The organism is Haloferax larsenii, from assembly GCF_024730625.1.
Taxonomy (GTDB): domain Archaea; phylum Halobacteriota; class Halobacteria; order Halobacteriales; family Haloferacaceae; genus Haloferax; species Haloferax larsenii.
The window spans coordinates 2,993,241-3,009,910 of the sequence record NZ_CP078063.1; the positions used below are offsets into that span (position 1 = coordinate 2,993,241).

Here is a 16,670-nt window from a genome sequence, read left to right on the forward strand (position 1 = left end):
CTCTCCATTCTTTCCGAAGTGGTCGTCCTTTTAGGTTGCCACGCCGTGGCATTCAGTATGAGCGACCCACAGCGAGTCGTCGTCCTCGCACACGAGAAGTTCCCGGACCGCGCGAAGACAGCCACCGGCGTGCTGAAGTACGCCGATTACGACGTGGTCGCCGTCCTCGACCGCGACAACCCCGGGACGTCCGCGAGCGACCACCGCCGCGACCTCCCCGACGTACCCATCGTCTCCTCGATGGCCGACGCGCCCGACGCAGACGCGCTCCTCGTCGGCATCGCCCCCATCGGCGGCGGCTTCGACGAGACGTGGCGCGACGACGTTCGCACCGCACTCGAACGCGGCTGTGACATCATCGCGGGACTCCACTACTTCCTCAACGACGACGAGGAGTTCGCCGCCCTCGCTGACGAGTACGGCTGTGACATCAACGACGTGCGCAAGCCCCACGACGACATCGGGGTCGCACAGGGCACCGCTGCCGACGTCGACGCCGAAGTCGTCCTCACCGTCGGCACCGACTGCTCGGTCGGCAAGATGACCGCGACGCTCGAACTCGTCGAGGCCGCCCGCGAGCGGGGTATCGACGCGGGGTTCATCCCGACCGGCCAGACCGGCATCATGATTGCTGGCTGGGGCAACCCGGTCGACCGCGTCGTCAGCGACTTCACCGCCGGGTCGGTCGAGGAGATGATTCTCGAAAAGGGCGACGAGTACGACGTGCTCTTCGTCGAGGGACAGGGCAGCATCACACACCCCGCGTACTCCGCGGTCACCTGCGGTATTCTCCACGGCGCGATGGCCGACAAACTGATTCTCTGTCACGAGTCCTCCCGTGACGCGATTCACGGCTACGAGGACTTCGCGCTCCCCGAACTCTCGGAGTACGTCTCCCTCTACGAGAACCTCGCAGCCCCGGTCCACGAGACCGACGTCGTCGGTGGCGCGCTCAACACCTCGAAAATCGACGACGACGACGAGGCCGCTGCCGCAGTCGAAGCGTTCGCAGACGAACTCGGCGCGCCCGCCGTCGACCCGGTTCGGTTCGACACGGGGGCGTTTATCGACGAGGTGTTCTGAATGCTCTCGACCGAGTTCGAGCGCATCTCGATGTCGCTCGCCGATCCGTTCGGCATCTCCCGCGGGACTCAGACCGAAGCCGAGAACGTCGTCGTCAGAATCGAGGACGAAGGCGGCATGACGGGCGTCGGCGCGGCCGCCCCGTCGTCTCACTACGGCGAGACCGCAGACACCGTCGAAGCGGTGCTTCCGGACCTCCTCGCGGTCGTCGAAGAGGTCGGCGACCCCCACGCTATCGACCGCATCGAACGCCGGATGAAAGAGACGGTCCGCCACAACCCCGCGGCGCGAACCGCCGTCAGCATCGCGCTGCACGACCTCGCGGCCAAGCGCCTCGGTATCCCACTGTACCGGCTGTGGGGTCTCGACCCCGACCGCACGCCGTCGTCGTCGTTCACCATCGGTCTCGACGACCTCCAGACGATGCGCGAGAAGACGGCAGACGCCTACGAGTCTGGGTACGACGTCCTCAAAGTCAAACTCGGCACCGACCGCGACAAGGCCATCGTCGAGGCCGTCCGCGACGAAGCACCCGGCGTGACCATCCGAGTCGATGCCAACGAGGCGTGGACGCCCCGCGAAGCGGTCGAGATGTCCGAGTTCCTCGCCGACTACGGCGTCGAGTTTATCGAGCAACCGGTCCCGGCAGAGGACCACGAGGGCCTGAAGTTCGTCTACGAGAACGCCGCGCTCCCCATCGCCGCCGACGAGTCCTGCGTCACCGTCGACGACATCCCGAAGATTGCCGACCGCGTCGACATCGCGAACCTGAAACTGATGAAGTGCGGCGGTCTCACCGAGGCGAAGCGCATGATTCACACCGCGCGCGCTCACGGTCTCGAAGTCATGCTCGGATGCATGATTGAGACGAACGCCGCTATCGCCGCCGGCTGTCACCTCGCGCCGCTTCTCGACTACGCCGACCTCGACGGGTCGCTCCTGCTCGCCGACGACCCCTACGAGGGCGTGCCGATGCCGCACGGAGCAATCGACCTCGAATCGCTCGACCGCTCTGGAACCGGCGCACACCCCCTGTAACCGGCGTCAGGACTCCCAGTCGAGATTTTCGTCTCGCGTCTCCGACCGCAACACGAACGGACCGATAGAGAGTGTTCGCTTGGCGACCGTGGCGATACGGAGCACGTACGCCGCGAGGACGGTAAACGGCGACAACGAGACGGCGGTGACGAACGCGACCACGAGAAGCAGGTTCGAGACGCCGAACGTTGCACCCGCGACGCTTTCGGGATTGTCGAGAAACAGTATCGCAGCGATACTCGCCACGAGCGCGGGCACCGCCGTGTAGAACATCGCCCGCGAGAGGTCCACGAGTTCCCACCGGAAGTAGAGCGTCTTGACGTGTTCGCGTGCCGGTCCGAACAGTTCGAGCGCGTCTTCGAGGTCGGCGAGCGCCGTCTCCGTCTCCGACGAGAGGTCGTCAGCGGTTCGTCGCAGACGCGTCGCCTGATAAATCTTCCACGAGTAGTTGAGGTCCAGCGCCGCCGACAACACCTCGAACGTCCCGAACTGCTTGCCGTCGAGTCGGGCAGCGACATCGTCGGCGTTCTCCGACACCTCGGTCGCGAACTCGTGGACGCGTGCGCTCACCTCGTCCGTCGAGGGCTGTCCGTCGGCGTCGACGTCGCGGTCGGGTGAGACCGTCTCGTCGACCGCCCGCGCTCGCGCTGCGATACTCTCGGCTAACGCCCGCATGAACGCCGAGGGTTCGGGCGGGGCGACGGGGACGTCGAGGAGGTCGGCGACGTCGTCACGGAACTGTATCGACCCCTCCATTCGCTCGCGCTGGTCGCCGAGCGGGCCGAGTTCGCGCGACAACACGAGTTGGTTGATGCTGACGACCAGCGTGACACCCGTGACGATAGCGGTCAAAAGCCCCTGTGCGAGCGTCTCGACTGGGTCCGAGGAGGCGACGGCGTCTCGAAGTGGCGTCGGGGCGAGAACACCGATGGCGACGATGGCGACGAAGATGACGACGAGCGGGGCCGCGGCGACGATTCGGCGGTCGGTCCGGAGGTAGACGCCGAGTTTCGCCCGACTCGTCGTACCGCGTTCACGCATTCTGTCGCCCGGTTCGCCGGACGACGACCCGTCGCTGTTCGACATACGCTACGGTCTCCGGGCAGGCAGAAAGGAATAGTGGCGGTCGGTCGGAAAAAACGGCTCCCTCAGCGTGTGCGGCCAGTCGAGTTACGACGAATCGTCGTCGTTCTTGAGTTCCTCCAGTTCGGCTTCGACTTCCTCGTTTGCGACGCTCTCGTCGAGGTCGACGTCGGCGTCCGCCTCGGACTCTTCTGCCGGAGCGGACGACTTGCCCATCTCGGCTTTTAGCGTCTCTAATTCGGTGTCGACTTCCGCGTTCGACCGACCCGCTTCGAGTTCACGCTCGATGGCGTCTTTGTCCGAAAGCTGGTCTTCGAACGCACCCGAATCCATGAGTTCGTCCATCGCGGCCGACCGCGCTTCCATCTCGTCGGTCTGCTCTTCGGCGCGTTCGAGCGCGCGACCCACGTCGGCCATCTCGTCGCCGACGCCGGACATGGCCTCGGAGACGCGACTCGACGCTTCGGCGGCCTCGTAGCGAGCCTTCATCGTCTCCTTCTTCGTGCGGAACTCTTCGATGCGGTTCTGCAGGTCGTTTTTCTTCTCGACGAGGTTGTCCTGTGTGTCCTGTAGACCCGCAATCTGCGCGTCGAGTTCCTCGATTTGGTTCATCTTGGCCTGCTTCTTTTCGAGGGCCTTCCGCGCCAGGTCTTCGCGGTCCTGTTGGACGGCCTCGCGGGCCTGCTCGTTGTGCTTTTCGACGTTCTCTTCGAGGCGTCGCTTCTGAATCTCCAGTCGCTTTTTCTGCGTCGTCAGGTCGGCGATACCCTGTTTGACCTGCTGGAGTTCGTCACGCATCTTCTCGTACGAGTAGTCGAGCGTCTCGGTCGGGTCCTCCGCACGGTTGAGGAGGGCGTTTATCTTCGACCGAATGACGTACGACGTGCGAGAGAGGATTCCCATACCCACTATCTTAGTGACGCTCGGCTTAAAACCTCACCAGAGCAAGATGTCCTCATGAGCGACCCACTCCTCGTCCCCGGCGGCAGAGACGTTCGGGCGACACTCGACCGCGCGGGTGACACCGCGGCAGACGCAATCGTCGTCGCGTGCCCCCCGCATCCGCAACACAGTGGCAACCGAAGCGACGCACGTCTCACGGCCGTCAGCGACGCGCTCTCCGCCCACGGCATCGACTGCCTGCGGTTCGATTACGGCGAGTGGGACCACGGATACGGAGAACAGGCCGACACTCGCCACGCCGTCGAGTGGGCACGCGAGCGCTACGACCGCGTCGGCCTCTTCGGATTCAGTTTCGGCGGGGCGATGGCGCTTCTTTCGACCGCCGAGGGAGCGGACGTAGACGCCGTCTCGGCACTCGCTCCCGCGCCGCGTCTCGAATCCGACCTCGACGTGGTCGCGGTGTTCGACCAGATTCACGTCCCGGTGCAAATCATCTACGGCACGCGAGACACTATCGTGGACGCGACACCCATCGTGGACTGCGCACGCGAGTATCACCAGTCGGTCGTCGAACTCGCCGCCGACCACTTCTTCGTCGGGCAGACCGGAAAAGTCGCGGACGCGGTCGCCGACTTCCTCGTTCCGGCGCTCCAACCGGACGAGTCGTGAGAACCGCTTCGACGACCGCTCGAAATCGGTTAGGGTGACGACTCACGATACCCGGCGTAGAACTGCGCGATAACCGCGAGTGCGGCGGCCGAGACGGCAAACGACCAGAACGCTGCCCACGCTGCTGCGCCGACCGACGCGTCGTAGACGTACGTCACGGCACCAGTCGTGATGCCGATTGTGAACGGGGCGAGAAACGGCCCGTCGGTCCACCTTCCCCCCGCGTTAGCGTACTCGACGATGTACGCCCACACGCTACCGACGGTGAACTGGAAGACGATAGCGCCGAGCAACCCGCCCGTGACGGCGATGAGAATCGACGACAGTCCGAGTGGCTGCCCGCGGAGGGACCATGCGGTCCCGGCCACGAAGACCGCGAAGACGAGCGCGTACCACGGACGGAACCACTCCCGAAGTCGGTGCTGGAGGGACATACGCCAAATGTCGTCTCCCGCTGACAAAAACGCCGTGGTGGTGTCGTCTCTGCCGACGCGGACGAATTCGACCACGATGGAGTTGGCGCGCTCTCGGCAGACGACCTGCAAACGGGGTAGCAGATGGCCCCGATTAGGTGTCACTCGTCGCAGCGACGGTGAGGGGCGTGACGGTGAACTGAATCCCCCAGATGTCGAACGAAACCTGGACTGTCGCCGCTCTGGTGTCGCCGACGAGTGCGTGCAGTGAGTCCACGTCCAGTACGTCTTGCAGGCGCGTGGATTCTTGCGTCGGGTCGACGCCGAGTTCGGTCGCCACAGTGACCAGTGCCTCCGTCAGTGAGTCCGTTTCGTCTATCCACCGAACCTCAAGGTCCGGTTTAGGGGGGGTCAGGTGGTGGTGTCATGGATGCCCAGGGTGAGAGTGCAGTTGCTCTCTTGGTGAACTAAGTTACGCAGCAACGTGGCGTGCGCGATGACTCTCGAACACAGGGAATGGTACGATGGCATAAGATGGGGTCGCTACGCTGCTCACGTCTCTTCTCGCCGTCGGTGCCACACCACCTCGACGAGTATCGTGGCGATTGCAATCTCGAGTGCCTTCGTGAGGACGCCGCCAACCCAGCCAAATGCGGGCACCAGCAGGGGCACCAGCCACTCTGCGGTCGAATACGCGACGGGGAGGTATACCCAAACGAGAGGATACCGGGTAGAGAGCCAGAAAAGCGCGAATACGACCCGGAGTTTGGGAAGCTTTTTACATGCGGCGTCCAGCCAGCTTCGACCGCGTTCCCTGCTCAGGGACGCCCATGCCGGGGATGTTCATCACACCCGACATGGGACGCTCTCGAACGACTCGTGGCTGGAACTGTTTGCACTAGTCTATACGGACAGCGCAACGACAATAATAGCTCGGGCTATGTCGCTTCTGACCACTCTTGTCTCGTTTGGTCATGTCGAAACTTCGGGGTCGCGTGCTCGCGTTAGTTGTACTCCCGCCATCTGTATCCGCATTCTTGGCACTTGAAAAACCGCGTCGGCGGTTCGTCCGCGGACGCCGTCTGCTTGATGGTGTACCACGCTTCGGTGTGGCCACACTCGTCGCAGACGACGTCCTTCGCAGTGGGTTTGCCCTCGAAGTCCGCGCCCTCTTCGGTCTCGATGAGTTCGTCGCCGGACTGCACCTCGGTCGAGACGAACTGTTCTGCGAGGTCCTCGTCCCGGTCGGCGGTCCCCTCGCACTCGTCGTTCGTACACGTCATCGTGCCGTCCTGTGAGACCATCATCGAACCGCACTCGTCGCAAAACTGCATACCAAAACTAGCCGGTTGCGACACTAAGAATCTGTCACTTCCGTAGTCGACGCGCGCCGTCTCACTCGTCGTCGACCATCGGACAGTTTCGCACGCAGAAGTGGTCGCTGTCGGGCATCTCGACGATTGTCGTCCCCTCGTGGGTACACGCGAGTTCCGGCGGGTCGGAGAAGTACTCACAGCGCTGGCAGAACTCGTTTTTCGGGATGACGTGCTCGGGGTCAGACACGTCGCCGTGGTCGTCGACCGGTTCTGCGGAGGCACCGACGCCGACACCGACAGCGACCTCCTCGTCGTCGTCGCCATCGACCAACGAGGTCCACACGTCCTCGTCGTCGAGGTCGCCGACGCTCATGGATTCGAACAACTCGTCTTCGCTGTCGTCTCTGACGCTCGCTTGGGCGCGGCGTTCGGCGACTCGACTCGCGATATCCGAAAGCGGCTCAGAGCGGTCACTGTCGCCGTCGGAAACGACGTCTGCGCCGTCTTCGGTGGTGGTTTCGTGGTCGGCGTCGTGTCCCTGTCGGGCGTCGCCTCCGAGGAAGTCGTCTACCGTCTCGGTCGTATCGCCCCCGTCGTCACTGGACTCGTGGGCGTCGTCGGAATCAGTCATCGCTGTGTTCGCCGCTGGCGGTCACCTCGGTGTTGCCTGTGTCCTCTACGGGGTCCGGCCGCTCGACATCTGCGTCTGTCTCAGTCGCTTCGTCGAGGATGTCTTCCACGCCGCCTGTCGTCTCCTCGCCGTCGGTCTCTGCCGCTTCGAGTTCGGGCGGGGTTCCGGTGTGGAGCGTTGCAGACCCGAAGAAGCCACGCGATGCCGATAATTCCTGGAACGGGGATTGACACGCGGGGCACCGCGGCTCGGTGAGTAAGTCCAGATGGACCGTCTCGCGACACGCCTCGCACTTCGCTTTGCGCTCGTTCGCGTCGTTGGCGACGCGGAGCAAGTCGGCGAGTGCCTTTCGTTCGAGTTCCGCAGCCTGGATGTCCGCAGTTCGGGCGCGAACGTTCAACAGCGCCTGGACGACCGACCGAAGCTTTCCATCGAGGTCGGCGGTCGTCTCGTCGAGATACGAGAGCACGTCTTCGAAGTTGTCGAAGCCGGTGTCGACGCGGTCGTCCAGTTCGTCGAGACGGTCGCGAACGGCCTCGACACCTGCGGTCGCGCGGTCGATACCGACCTGAAGGTCGGGGTGGTCGTGGTCTCTCGGCGCTTTCCCGTCGGTCTCGCGTTTGACCTGCACGACGCGCATCCGCACGTCGTCTATCTTCTCGTCGACGTCGTCTTCGAGGCCCCCAACGTCGTCTTCGAGGGTATCGACGTCGTCTCCGAGACTATCGAGTTGCCCTTCGAGGTCGTCGAGTCGCTCTGGAAGTGACTCCAAGGCGTCGACGGACTCGCCCGAGTCGGTGACAGCAAGTCGGTAGACGCTGAGTGCCCGTGTGAGTATCGTCGACCGGTCGACGCCCTCTGCTTCGGCGCGTTCGTCGACCCAGTCGCGGAGGTCTTCCGGGAGCGAACCTCCGTCGTCCCCTGCCATGCTGGTAGCAATTCGGCTGCTCCACCTTAAGAACTGGCTCCGCGCTACGTTGCGTGAGAATTGGATGACACGACAGTGTTTCGAGCCGAAATCGCCGGTCTCTCAGCGAATCTTTCTGACGTCGCTCACGTCGAGCCCGCTTTCGTTTATCTCGGTCTCGAACTGGACGATGTTCTCGCTTTCGAGCTGCGAGAGGACGCCTCTGAACTCCTGGACGACCATCGTCCGCGCTCGTTTCGACCCCCCGGACTCCCACGAGAACTGGAGCGTCCCGTCGGCTGCGCCCTTGAGGAGGCCGAGTTGTGTGTCTGTCAGCGCCTCGGTGCTCACGAGAACGAGAATGAGGCCACCCCACCGGTGGGAGGCCGTCGCGAGACCCTTCATCACCATCGCGATGTCGGACCACGTCATCTCGTCGGAGATACCAGCGAGAAGGTCGGTTACGGAGTCGATGACGACGAGGTTCCCGGGTGCGTGTTCGCTCAGTGTCGTTCCGAGCGCGTTCAACACGGATTCGCGGTTGTGACGGCTTCCGAGGTCGTCGAGCGTCGTCGTCTGCCCGAGGTACCACTCGCGGGGAATCGCGCTGAGTTGGAAGTACTCAGACGAGAGGTCGTGGAACTCGATGTGTTCGGTGGCGGCGTCGACGATTTCGTCGTCCATCGTATACCCCATCTCGCGGTGGAGATACGACCCACCGGAAGTGAACGAGACGTAGTGAATCTCCGGCGGCGGGCTGGCGGACTCGTCGAGGGTGCCGTAGTGAAGGTCGAATAGCTCTTCGTCGGCGTGTGCGAGACCGTTCATCGTGACGCTCGTGTAGAGGAACTCACGTGCGCCGGCACCGGACTCACCCGCGAGGAGGACGACGTTTCCCGGCGGTGCGCCCCCGCCGATGATGCCGTCGAGTCGGGGGACCCCGAAGGGGATGTACTCCATGTCGCCACCGACTCGGTCAGGTCGGTTAGTCGTTTCGGGGCGGTCGACGCCGCCTTCGAGCGCAGTGTCGCCCCCTCACTCGACTCGCGCGCCGCGGTTCCGGCCACGGCAGAGCGAGACGCTTCCCGCGACGCCGGCGTCGTCGAGCGCGGCCCGTCCTGCTGCGACTGCTTCGTCGGCGTGCTCGGCATCGGTCACGCCGTACACCGACGGTCCCCACGAGGATTGTCCGGCACCGAACACCGCCGGCGACTCGTCGAGCGAGGAGACGATAGCGCCGACCGGCGGCCGGTAGACGCCACCCTGTTCGTCGGCGTACCACGTGCCGTTGAGTCGGCCGAGCGACTCGACCGCGTCGCCGAAGCGTTCTGCCGACCCCTCTGCGAGCGCCGGAAGAAGCCGTCTGGCGGCGATACCGGCGATTCGGTCGCTCGTCGTCGGGTCGGCGCGCTCGACGACCGTGCGCATGCTCGCCTCCTCCGCCGCGCCGTTTCTTCCGGGGTCGACGTCCGGCGTGACCAGCAGGAAGCGCCAGTCGTCAGGAACCGAGTGCCGGGCGACCACCGGCGGGACGGTCCACTCGCCGTCGTCGGGTCTGTCGGTAGTAAAGCGCGCTGTCGGGTGGCCCGCGTCGATGACGGCACCGCCCGCTTCGAACGTCGCCACGCCGACACCGGAGCGCCCGCCGCGACCCATCTCGGGTGCGAGGTTCCGAACGTCGGCGTCAGTGTTCGTCGCCTCGGCGACCGCCCGGAGGACTGCGAGCGCGAGTTGCGTCCCGCTTCCGAGACCTGTGTGTCGGGGAAGCGACCGCTCGATTACCACGTCGACGCCGCCGATGTCGAGGAGGTCTGCGGCCCGCTGGACGTATTCGGTTGCGACGGGGTGGCGACACCGGACTTCTGCGGCGGGTTCGGCGGAGACGACTACCCGTGGCTCGTCGAGTGCCACGCCCAACCCGCCGTAGAGGCGGTCGCGCGCGAGGCTCAAGTTGAGAAAGCCGAAGTGGATTCGCGCGCCGACCGAGACCCGTGCCATGTACCCGTCTGTCAGGATCCACTGATAAAGGGAGTTGCGACCATGGCAACGCGGGCCGCCATTACCCGACGCTGTCTGTCGATTAGGGAGTTCGATAGACGGGGAACAGACGGGAACTAGGCGGGTACTAAGAGGAGGGCCGAAGGGAGACCACGTCATCGGAGACCTGTGAGAGAGTCGTGAGAGAGTGGGTCGGTGTTGACGAGCGAGAGTGAGATGAAGTCTATTCGCTCGTCGTCGTGTTCGTGGCCGTGGTCGTCTCGTCGGACTCGTAGACGACCGTCACCTCGTCAGCGACGGGCTGAAGGACGTATTTTCCGGAGTTCCCGGCTTTCACAGGCGTGAAATCCGCCGTGAAGGTCGTCGTCTGGTCGGCGCGTATCTCGAACGACGTGTCGAATTTCAGCGGGGCGGAGCCGGGGACTTCGACAGTCGCCTCGGAGCCATCGGTGAGGGTGGCGTCGGTTTCGCCGACGTCGACCTGAAGATACTCGTAGGTCCCCGTCTCGACTTCGAAGTCGTCGACGAGCGCGGAGGCATCGCCCTGTAGTTCGACTAAGTCGACTTCGGTATCGCCCGCGTCCATGGACTTCTCGTCGCCATCTGTCGGCTGTACGCGAATCGTCGAGATGGTGACGAAGCAGGATTCGAAGTCCGAGATGTCGCCGGGGTTGTCGCTCACGCGCGTCGAGAGCGTTCCGGTCGTCGCGGACGCGGTACCCATGCAGCCGGCGAGACCGGCGGTACTTGCAGCGGCGATTCCAACGGCGCTCGTGACGAATGTTCGTCGGTTGAGTGTCATCGTGTCATGTGTGCTATCGGTGTGTCTGTCGAACTGTACTGTGAAGGTCACCCGGGCAGGTGACCGAAGTGCTCATGAAGCGGCCACACGCTGGCCGAATCTCTTCACGCGCCGTGCCTACAGACCGGGCGAGGTGCAGGCGGCGTCCGGCGCGATTCCGCATCCTCGGCTGTGGCCCGGTCGGTATTGAAGGGTGGAAATCGCTGTACCGGGTTGCGGTCGTTCGACGAAAATTACGGACGGTTGGGCCCGGTTTTCGCCGAGTTTGGCTGAAAAACAGGCGACGACGGCTGTCGATTTCGCCGACTGTGTTCTGGTCGGGTGGATCACCCGGATGCAATGCTGACGCGCCACCCGAACGCGACACTGGTGCGCCACCGAACGCGACACGAGACACGCGCGTCGCGACTCACTGAGTAGCCGTGCGTCGGTACGTAGCGAAAAATACGAACCGCAAAGCTCGGTCAGCGTGACCGACGGGCAGCGTTCAGAGCAGTTCTTCGGCGACCACGTCGGCCGCGAGGAGGTCGGGGTCGACCGCGAGGTCGGCCTGTCCCTTCGCGAACTCGGGGAGCGAGTCTCGCGAGTAGGTCACGACGCGAACGTCGGGGTTCAGTTCCTTGGCCACCGAGATGGCCGTCGCGTCGTCCATGTCGGTGAGGACGAGGAGGTCAGCCTCCTCGATACCGGCCTCGCCGAGCGATTCTGCCGAGGCAATGCCGGTGATACGGACGATGGTTGCGCCTTCCGATTCGAGCGCTTCGCCGAGCCCTTCCGGGTCGGTTCCGGCGACGAGTGCAGTCGTCATTCGTATTCGATGGTCGCGGGTGGTTTGTGGGTCACGTCGTAGACGACGCGGGCGACGTTTTCGTTCGTGCCGGTGATACGCGATTGGATGCGCTGGAGGGTGTCCCACGGGAGTTCCTGTGCGCGGGCGGTCATGCCGTCGCGGGACTCCACGGAGCGAACCGAGACAATCCAGCCGTGGACGCGGTTGTCACCCTTGACACCGGTCCCCTTGCCGATGACGGCGGCGAACGCCTGCCACGGGTCGTGCTTTTCGGTCTCGTCTTCGACGATGTGACACGCGTCGCGCGCGACGTCGACCTTTTCGGGCGTCACTTCGCCGAGGACGCGGACCGCGAGGCCCGGGCCCGGGAAGGGCATACGCTCTGCGATGATGGATTCGAGACCGAGGGCGCGAGCGACTTCGCGAACTTCGTCCTTGTAGAGGTCGCGGACGGGTTCGACGATGCCCTCGAAGTCGACGACGTCCGGCAGGCCGCCGACGTTGTGGTGGGACTTGATGTTGCCTTCGGACTCGATGCGGTCGGGGTAGATGGTCCCCTGGACGAGATACTGCGCGTCGGTCTCTTTCGCCTCGCGCTCGAACTCGCGGATGAACTGCTCGCCGATGACCTTGCGCTTTTCCTCGGGGTCGACGACGCCTTCGAGGGCGTCGAAGAACCGCTCTTCGGCGTCGACGACGCGGAGGCTCTCCATGAAGGAGAAGGTGTCCGCAATCTGTTCGGTCTCGCCTTTGCGCATCAGGCCGGTGTCGACGTAGACAGGGGTGAGCTGCTCGCCGACGGCCTCGTACGCGAGGGTCGCTGCGACGGAGGAGTCCACACCGCCCGAGAGGGCGATGATGGCGTGTTCGTCGCCGATTTGGTCGCGAATCGATGCTGTTGCGTCTTCGATGAATTCGTCTACGTTTACCATTATGCTGTCACCTCTTCGTTGTCGAGTTCACGCGCGTCGAGTTCGCCGAGGACGCCACGGAGGAAGCCGAGGAACGGCGGACTCGCGCGGTCGGGTCGGGAACGGAATTCGGGGTGGAACTGCGTCCCGAAGAAGAACGGGTGGTCGTCCAGTTCCAGAATCTCCATGCGGTTCTCTGCGCGGCCGGAGAACCGCAGGTCTTCGGATTCGAGTTCGTCGATGAGTTCGGGGTTCACCTCGTAGCGGTGGCGGTGGCGCTCCGTACAGGACGTGCCGCCGTAGACCACTTCTGCGAGGGTGCCTTGGTCGATGTCCGTCTCGTGGGCACCGAGACGCATCGTGCCGCCCATCTCGTCGACTTCGTACTGCTCGGGGAGCAGGTCGATGACCGGGTACGACGTGTCTTCGTCGAGTTCGGTCGAGTGCGCGTCTTCGTAGCCGAGGACGTTGCGCGCTTGCTCGACGACGGCCATCTGGAAGCCGAGACAGAGACCGAGGAACGGAACGTCGTTCTCACGGGCGTATCGGATGGCCTCGATTTTGCCGTCCGTCCCGCGGGAGCCGAATCCGCCGGGAACGACGACGCCGTCTGCGCCCTTCAGGCGCTCTTCGTGCTTGTCGTGCATCTCGTCGGCGTCGACCCACAGGATGTTCACGTCGACGCCGCACTCGATACCGGCGTGCTTGAGCGCCTCGTGGATGGACATGTAGGCGTCTTCGAGCGCGTACTTGCCGACGAGCGCGATGTCGACGGAACCGGTGCGCTCGGCCGTGACGAGTTCGCGCCAGCGGTTGTCGCGGTCGGCCTTCGGGAGCGCCTCGTCGTCGATTTCGAGGCGTTCCATCACGTACTCGTCGAGCCCTTCTTCTTCGACCATCAGGGGGACGTGGTAGATGTCCGGAACGTCGGGGTTCGAGAAGACGGCGGCGTCCGGCACGTCACAGAACTGCGCAATCTTGGTCTTCGTCTCCGGTTCGAGTTTGTCGTCCGCGCGCCCGACGAGGATGTCGGGCTGGAGACCGATACTCCGGAGTTCCTTGACGGAGTGCTGTGTGGGCTTGGTCTTCTGCTCGCCGTTCTTCGAGTAGGGGACGAGCGTGACGTGGGTAAAGAGCACGTCGCCGTCTTCCTCCTCGGAGGCGAACTGGCGGAGGGCTTCGAGGAACGGCATCGACTCGATGTCGCCCACCGTGCCACCGACTTCGACGATACACACGTCGGTCCCCTCGGCCGCCTCGCGGATGCGGCGCTTGATGTCTTCTGTGACGTGCGGGATAATCTGGACCGTCTTCCCGAGGTAGTCGCCAGCGCGCTCCTTCTGAATGACGTGCTGGTAGGTCTTGCCCGTCGTGATGTTGTGGTCGGCGGTCATGTCGATGCCCAGGAACCGTTCGTAGTTCCCGAGGTCGAGGTCGACTTCCGCGCCGTCTTTCAGCACGTACACTTCGCCGTGCTCGTAGGGGTTCATGGTCCCCGCGTCGACGTTCAGATACGGGTCGATTTTGACCGCGGTGACGTCGAACCCGGCGTTCTTCAGGAGTCGGCCTGTGCTGGCGGCCGTGATACCCTTCCCGAGGCCGGACATGACACCCCCGGTTACGAAAATGAACTTGCGCCCCATATCGGGGTCGTATTCGTCCGTCGGCATACTGACCGTGTGCGAGCGTACTTCAAAACGATTTCGGAGCCAACACTGTGTGCCAGACGCCCGCACATGCCCGAAAACTGAAGAATCCGCAGACGGCGAACACCCAGTCAGTTACTCCAGTTCTTTGACGACGCGGGCCGGATTCCCACCGACAACCACCGAGTCCGGCACGTCTTCCGTCACGACGGCCCCGGAAGCGACCACCACGTCGTCGCCGATGGTGACGCCGGGGTTGATGACCGCGCGCCCGCCGAGCCACGCGTTGTCTCCAATCGTCACCGGGTCGCCCGACTCGGGGCCCTTGATGCGCTCGGCCGCGTCGAGTGGGTGGGTCGCGGTGTAGATGTGGACGCCCGGTGCGATTTGGCAGTTGTCGCCGATGGTGATGGGACACACGTCGAGAAAGACGCAGTCGAAGTTGGCGAAGAAGTTCTCGCCGACGCGGATGTTGTACCCGTAGTCACACCGGAACGGGGGTTCGATTTCGAACGATTCGCTGACCGCACCAAAGAGGTCGCGGACGAGTTCCTCGCGGCGCTCCGTCTCGGTTTCGTCGGTGTCGTTGAACAGTCGCGTGAGTCGGCGCGCGCGCTTTCGCTCCGCGACGAGCTCCGGGTCGCTCGCGTCGTACAACTCACCCGCGAGCATCTTTTCTTTCTCGGAGGGCATGCTGGTGCATTCACGAGGGGATGTGTTGTATGTGTCCCCGAATCGGCGGCGAAAGGCGAGGCGAGAGCGTTACTCTTCGTTCTCAGCCGACACTGTCACCCCGAATGCCTCGGGAGTGGCGTCGGCGACTGCGGGAAGCCGTCGGAGTCGCGGACGCGCGAGAAGGTACAATCCCGTAAACCCGAAGCCGAACGCGGCGACTGCCATGGTCGTGGTGGTGCCGAGTCCTTCCGCGACGACACCGCCGATAAGCGACCCGAGCGGGAGCGTCGCGCCGGATGCAGTGCCCTTGATAGTGGACAGCCGTCCGAGGAGGTCCTTCGGGAACACGGTCTGGTTCAGGGTCGACGAGAGCACCCCGGAGATACCAATCGGAACCCACGCGAGGCCGAATAGGACGACCGTAAGTGCTGCCGTCGGCACGTAGACGGAGACAAACCAGCAGCAGGCACCGACCGCGTTGCCGACGAATAGCAGTCGGCCGTACGACACGTGTTCGAGGCGGGGAGCGACGAGCGACCCGAGGAGCCGACCGATACCGAGCGCACCGAGCAACAGGCCGTAGACAGCAGGCCCGCCGAGGCTGTCGCCGAACGCCGGAAGGATTGCGAGCGTCACGCCGGTTGCGAGGTTGGCCACCGCCGTCGTGAACATGAACTCGACGAAGACGGTCCCGCGGAGCGTCGAGACACCCACGCGGAGGTCTGAGACGTACGACTCGAATATCGAGTCACTATCCGTCTCGTCGGACTCCGTCGTCGTCGAGTCAGTGGCCTGCTCGGGTTCGCTGGGACCACTCGTGTTCGACAGCGAAATCCCAGCGAACAGCAGCCCCGCGAGAGCGAATGTGACCGAGTCGAACAGGAACAGCGCCGTCGCACCGAAGACGGCGATGAACGCGCCGCCGAGTGCATCGAACACCATGTCCAGCCCGAGCGTGACGGTTGCGAGGGCGGAGTTCGCTTTGGATAACCGCTCGTCGCTCACGAGACGCGGGACGAGAGCGGCCTCCATCGGCGTCATCAGCAGTGCGGCGAGCATCAACACGGGGACGACAGCGAGCAGAAGTTCGACGCTCAGATGACCCGTCGCCGCGGCCAGTGGGAGCACGAGGACGACGACACCCTGAGCGACCTGCGAGCCGACGAGGACGAGCCTGAACGGGAGTCGGTCGACGATTGGCCCGGCGAATATCTGCAAGAGCCACGGGAGGAGGAGTATCGAATTTGCGATGCCCGTGAGGATGGTCGAGCCGCTGAGGTCGAAGACGAGCCACAGCACGGCGACGGTGTAGAGGCTGTCTCCGGCGTTCGTCACGAACTGTCCGGCGAAGAACCGCCGGAAATCACGGTTCCGCCACAGCGACGAGTGGCCAGTGGGAGAACCAGCTGTTTCGGCTATCTCGGCCCCAGTCATGGGCGACCACCTCCGGCAGTCGGCGCGAGGTGGTCACTCGGCCTGCACGAGTGCGAGCGAGACGGCTGGTGTTTGGAAGGCGAACGACTATCGAACGAGCCCCGGCTCTCCGCCGGTGGCTCAGCGAATATCTGCATTGACGTGTGTGTTCGGTCAGTGTACTTCGGCTACAGAACGTAGCGGCGCGAACCCGAGTGCTGCGGCTATCGGGTCCCTCACGCGGCAGTGCGCGTGAGTGGGTCGTACACTGAGCGAATCGCACGCCAGCAGGTCATAGAACGGTTCAGGCGCACAATCTGCGAACTCCCACTTAGTGGTTTTGGTGGGTTGACACGTCCTCCCGACTCAGCGACGAACCGCCAGCCTCTCCC

At 64.1% G+C, this 16,670-nt stretch carries 18 protein-coding genes; 3 read left to right on the top strand and 15 right to left on the bottom strand.

Annotation, left to right across the window (positions count from 1 at the left end; all coding sequences use genetic code 11):
- Positions 1–57 precede the first annotated feature (57 nt).
- Entirely contained in the window at positions 58–1,083 is a 1,026-nt protein-coding gene (locus KU306_RS15545; RefSeq protein WP_258302455.1) for an N-acetyltransferase DgcN family protein, read from the top strand.
- Positions 1,084–2,121, top strand: a complete 1,038-nt coding sequence (locus KU306_RS15550; protein ID WP_258302456.1) for a dipeptide epimerase — start codon at positions 1,084–1,086, stop codon at positions 2,119–2,121.
- Positions 2,122–2,127: 6 nt separating this feature from the next.
- On the opposite strand, the gene KU306_RS15555 is transcribed toward KU306_RS15550, so the two are convergent.
- Positions 2,128–3,207, bottom strand: coding sequence for a DUF7972 family membrane protein (locus tag KU306_RS15555; protein ID WP_258302457.1), 1,080 nt, complete (start codon positions 3,205–3,207; stop codon positions 2,128–2,130).
- A gap of 84 nt (positions 3,208–3,291) precedes the next feature.
- Entirely contained in the window at positions 3,292–4,107 is an 816-nt protein-coding gene (locus KU306_RS15560) for a PspA/IM30 family protein (RefSeq protein ID WP_007543247.1), read from the bottom strand.
- A gap of 54 nt (positions 4,108–4,161) precedes the next feature.
- On the opposite strand from KU306_RS15560, the gene KU306_RS15565 reads away from it, so the two are divergent.
- A complete protein-coding gene (locus KU306_RS15565) occupies positions 4,162–4,776 on the top strand; it encodes an alpha/beta hydrolase (RefSeq protein WP_258302458.1) in 615 nt (204 codons plus the stop codon).
- Between the two features lie 29 nt (positions 4,777–4,805).
- On the opposite strand, the gene KU306_RS15570 is transcribed toward KU306_RS15565, so the two are convergent.
- From KU306_RS15570 to KU306_RS15630, 13 genes are all read right to left on the bottom strand, one after another.
- Complete coding sequence (locus KU306_RS15570; RefSeq protein ID WP_258302459.1) at positions 4,806–5,210, bottom strand: hypothetical protein; 405 nt, start codon at positions 5,208–5,210, stop codon at positions 4,806–4,808.
- A gap of 133 nt (positions 5,211–5,343) precedes the next feature.
- Positions 5,344–5,529 (bottom strand): HalOD1 output domain-containing protein, encoded by a 186-nt coding sequence (locus KU306_RS15575; RefSeq protein WP_258302460.1) that lies wholly within the window; start codon positions 5,527–5,529, stop codon positions 5,344–5,346.
- 664 nt (positions 5,530–6,193) lie between these two features.
- A complete protein-coding gene (locus KU306_RS15580; protein WP_258302461.1) occupies positions 6,194–6,523 on the bottom strand; it encodes a transcription factor S in 330 nt (109 codons plus the stop codon).
- Between the two features lie 61 nt (positions 6,524–6,584).
- A complete protein-coding gene (locus KU306_RS15585) occupies positions 6,585–7,136 on the bottom strand; it encodes a DUF8135 domain-containing protein (protein ID WP_258302462.1) in 552 nt (183 codons plus the stop codon).
- The gene (locus KU306_RS15590) at positions 7,129–8,064 is read right to left on the bottom strand and encodes a magnesium transporter CorA family protein (protein WP_258302463.1); all 936 of its coding nucleotides are present in this window, start codon (positions 8,062–8,064) and stop codon (positions 7,129–7,131) included. The genes KU306_RS15585 and KU306_RS15590 overlap by 8 nt, the downstream gene beginning before the upstream one ends.
- A gap of 102 nt (positions 8,065–8,166) precedes the next feature.
- Positions 8,167–9,003: an RAD55 family ATPase gene (locus tag KU306_RS15595; RefSeq protein WP_007543234.1), complete on the bottom strand. Its 837-nt coding sequence runs from the start codon at positions 9,001–9,003 to the stop codon at positions 8,167–8,169.
- Positions 9,004–9,078: 75 nt separating this feature from the next.
- The gene (locus tag KU306_RS15600) at positions 9,079–10,041 is read right to left on the bottom strand and encodes a beta-ribofuranosylaminobenzene 5'-phosphate synthase family protein (protein WP_258302464.1); all 963 of its coding nucleotides are present in this window, start codon (positions 10,039–10,041) and stop codon (positions 9,079–9,081) included.
- Between the two features lie 223 nt (positions 10,042–10,264).
- Positions 10,265–10,843 (bottom strand): DUF4382 domain-containing protein, encoded by a 579-nt coding sequence (locus KU306_RS15605; RefSeq protein ID WP_007543231.1) that lies wholly within the window; start codon positions 10,841–10,843, stop codon positions 10,265–10,267.
- A gap of 487 nt (positions 10,844–11,330) precedes the next feature.
- Positions 11,331–11,651 carry a DUF7126 family protein gene (locus KU306_RS15610; protein ID WP_007543229.1) on the bottom strand — a complete coding sequence of 107 codons (321 nt, stop codon included), beginning with the start codon at positions 11,649–11,651 and terminating at the stop codon, positions 11,331–11,333.
- Entirely contained in the window at positions 11,648–12,565 is a 918-nt protein-coding gene (gene guaA, locus KU306_RS15615; RefSeq protein WP_007543227.1) for a glutamine-hydrolyzing GMP synthase, read from the bottom strand. The genes KU306_RS15610 and guaA overlap by 4 nt, the downstream gene beginning before the upstream one ends.
- A complete protein-coding gene (gene pyrG, locus KU306_RS15620) occupies positions 12,565–14,214 on the bottom strand; it encodes a glutamine hydrolyzing CTP synthase (protein ID WP_007543225.1) in 1,650 nt (549 codons plus the stop codon). Before pyrG ends, guaA begins: the two co-directional genes overlap by 1 nt.
- 111 nt (positions 14,215–14,325) lie before the next feature.
- A complete protein-coding gene (locus KU306_RS15625) occupies positions 14,326–14,883 on the bottom strand; it encodes a maltose acetyltransferase domain-containing protein (protein ID WP_007543223.1) in 558 nt (185 codons plus the stop codon).
- Positions 14,884–14,952: 69 nt separating this feature from the next.
- Complete coding sequence (locus KU306_RS15630; RefSeq protein WP_258302465.1) at positions 14,953–16,299, bottom strand: MFS transporter; 1,347 nt, start codon at positions 16,297–16,299, stop codon at positions 14,953–14,955.
- Positions 16,300–16,670: the final 371 nt, after the last annotated feature.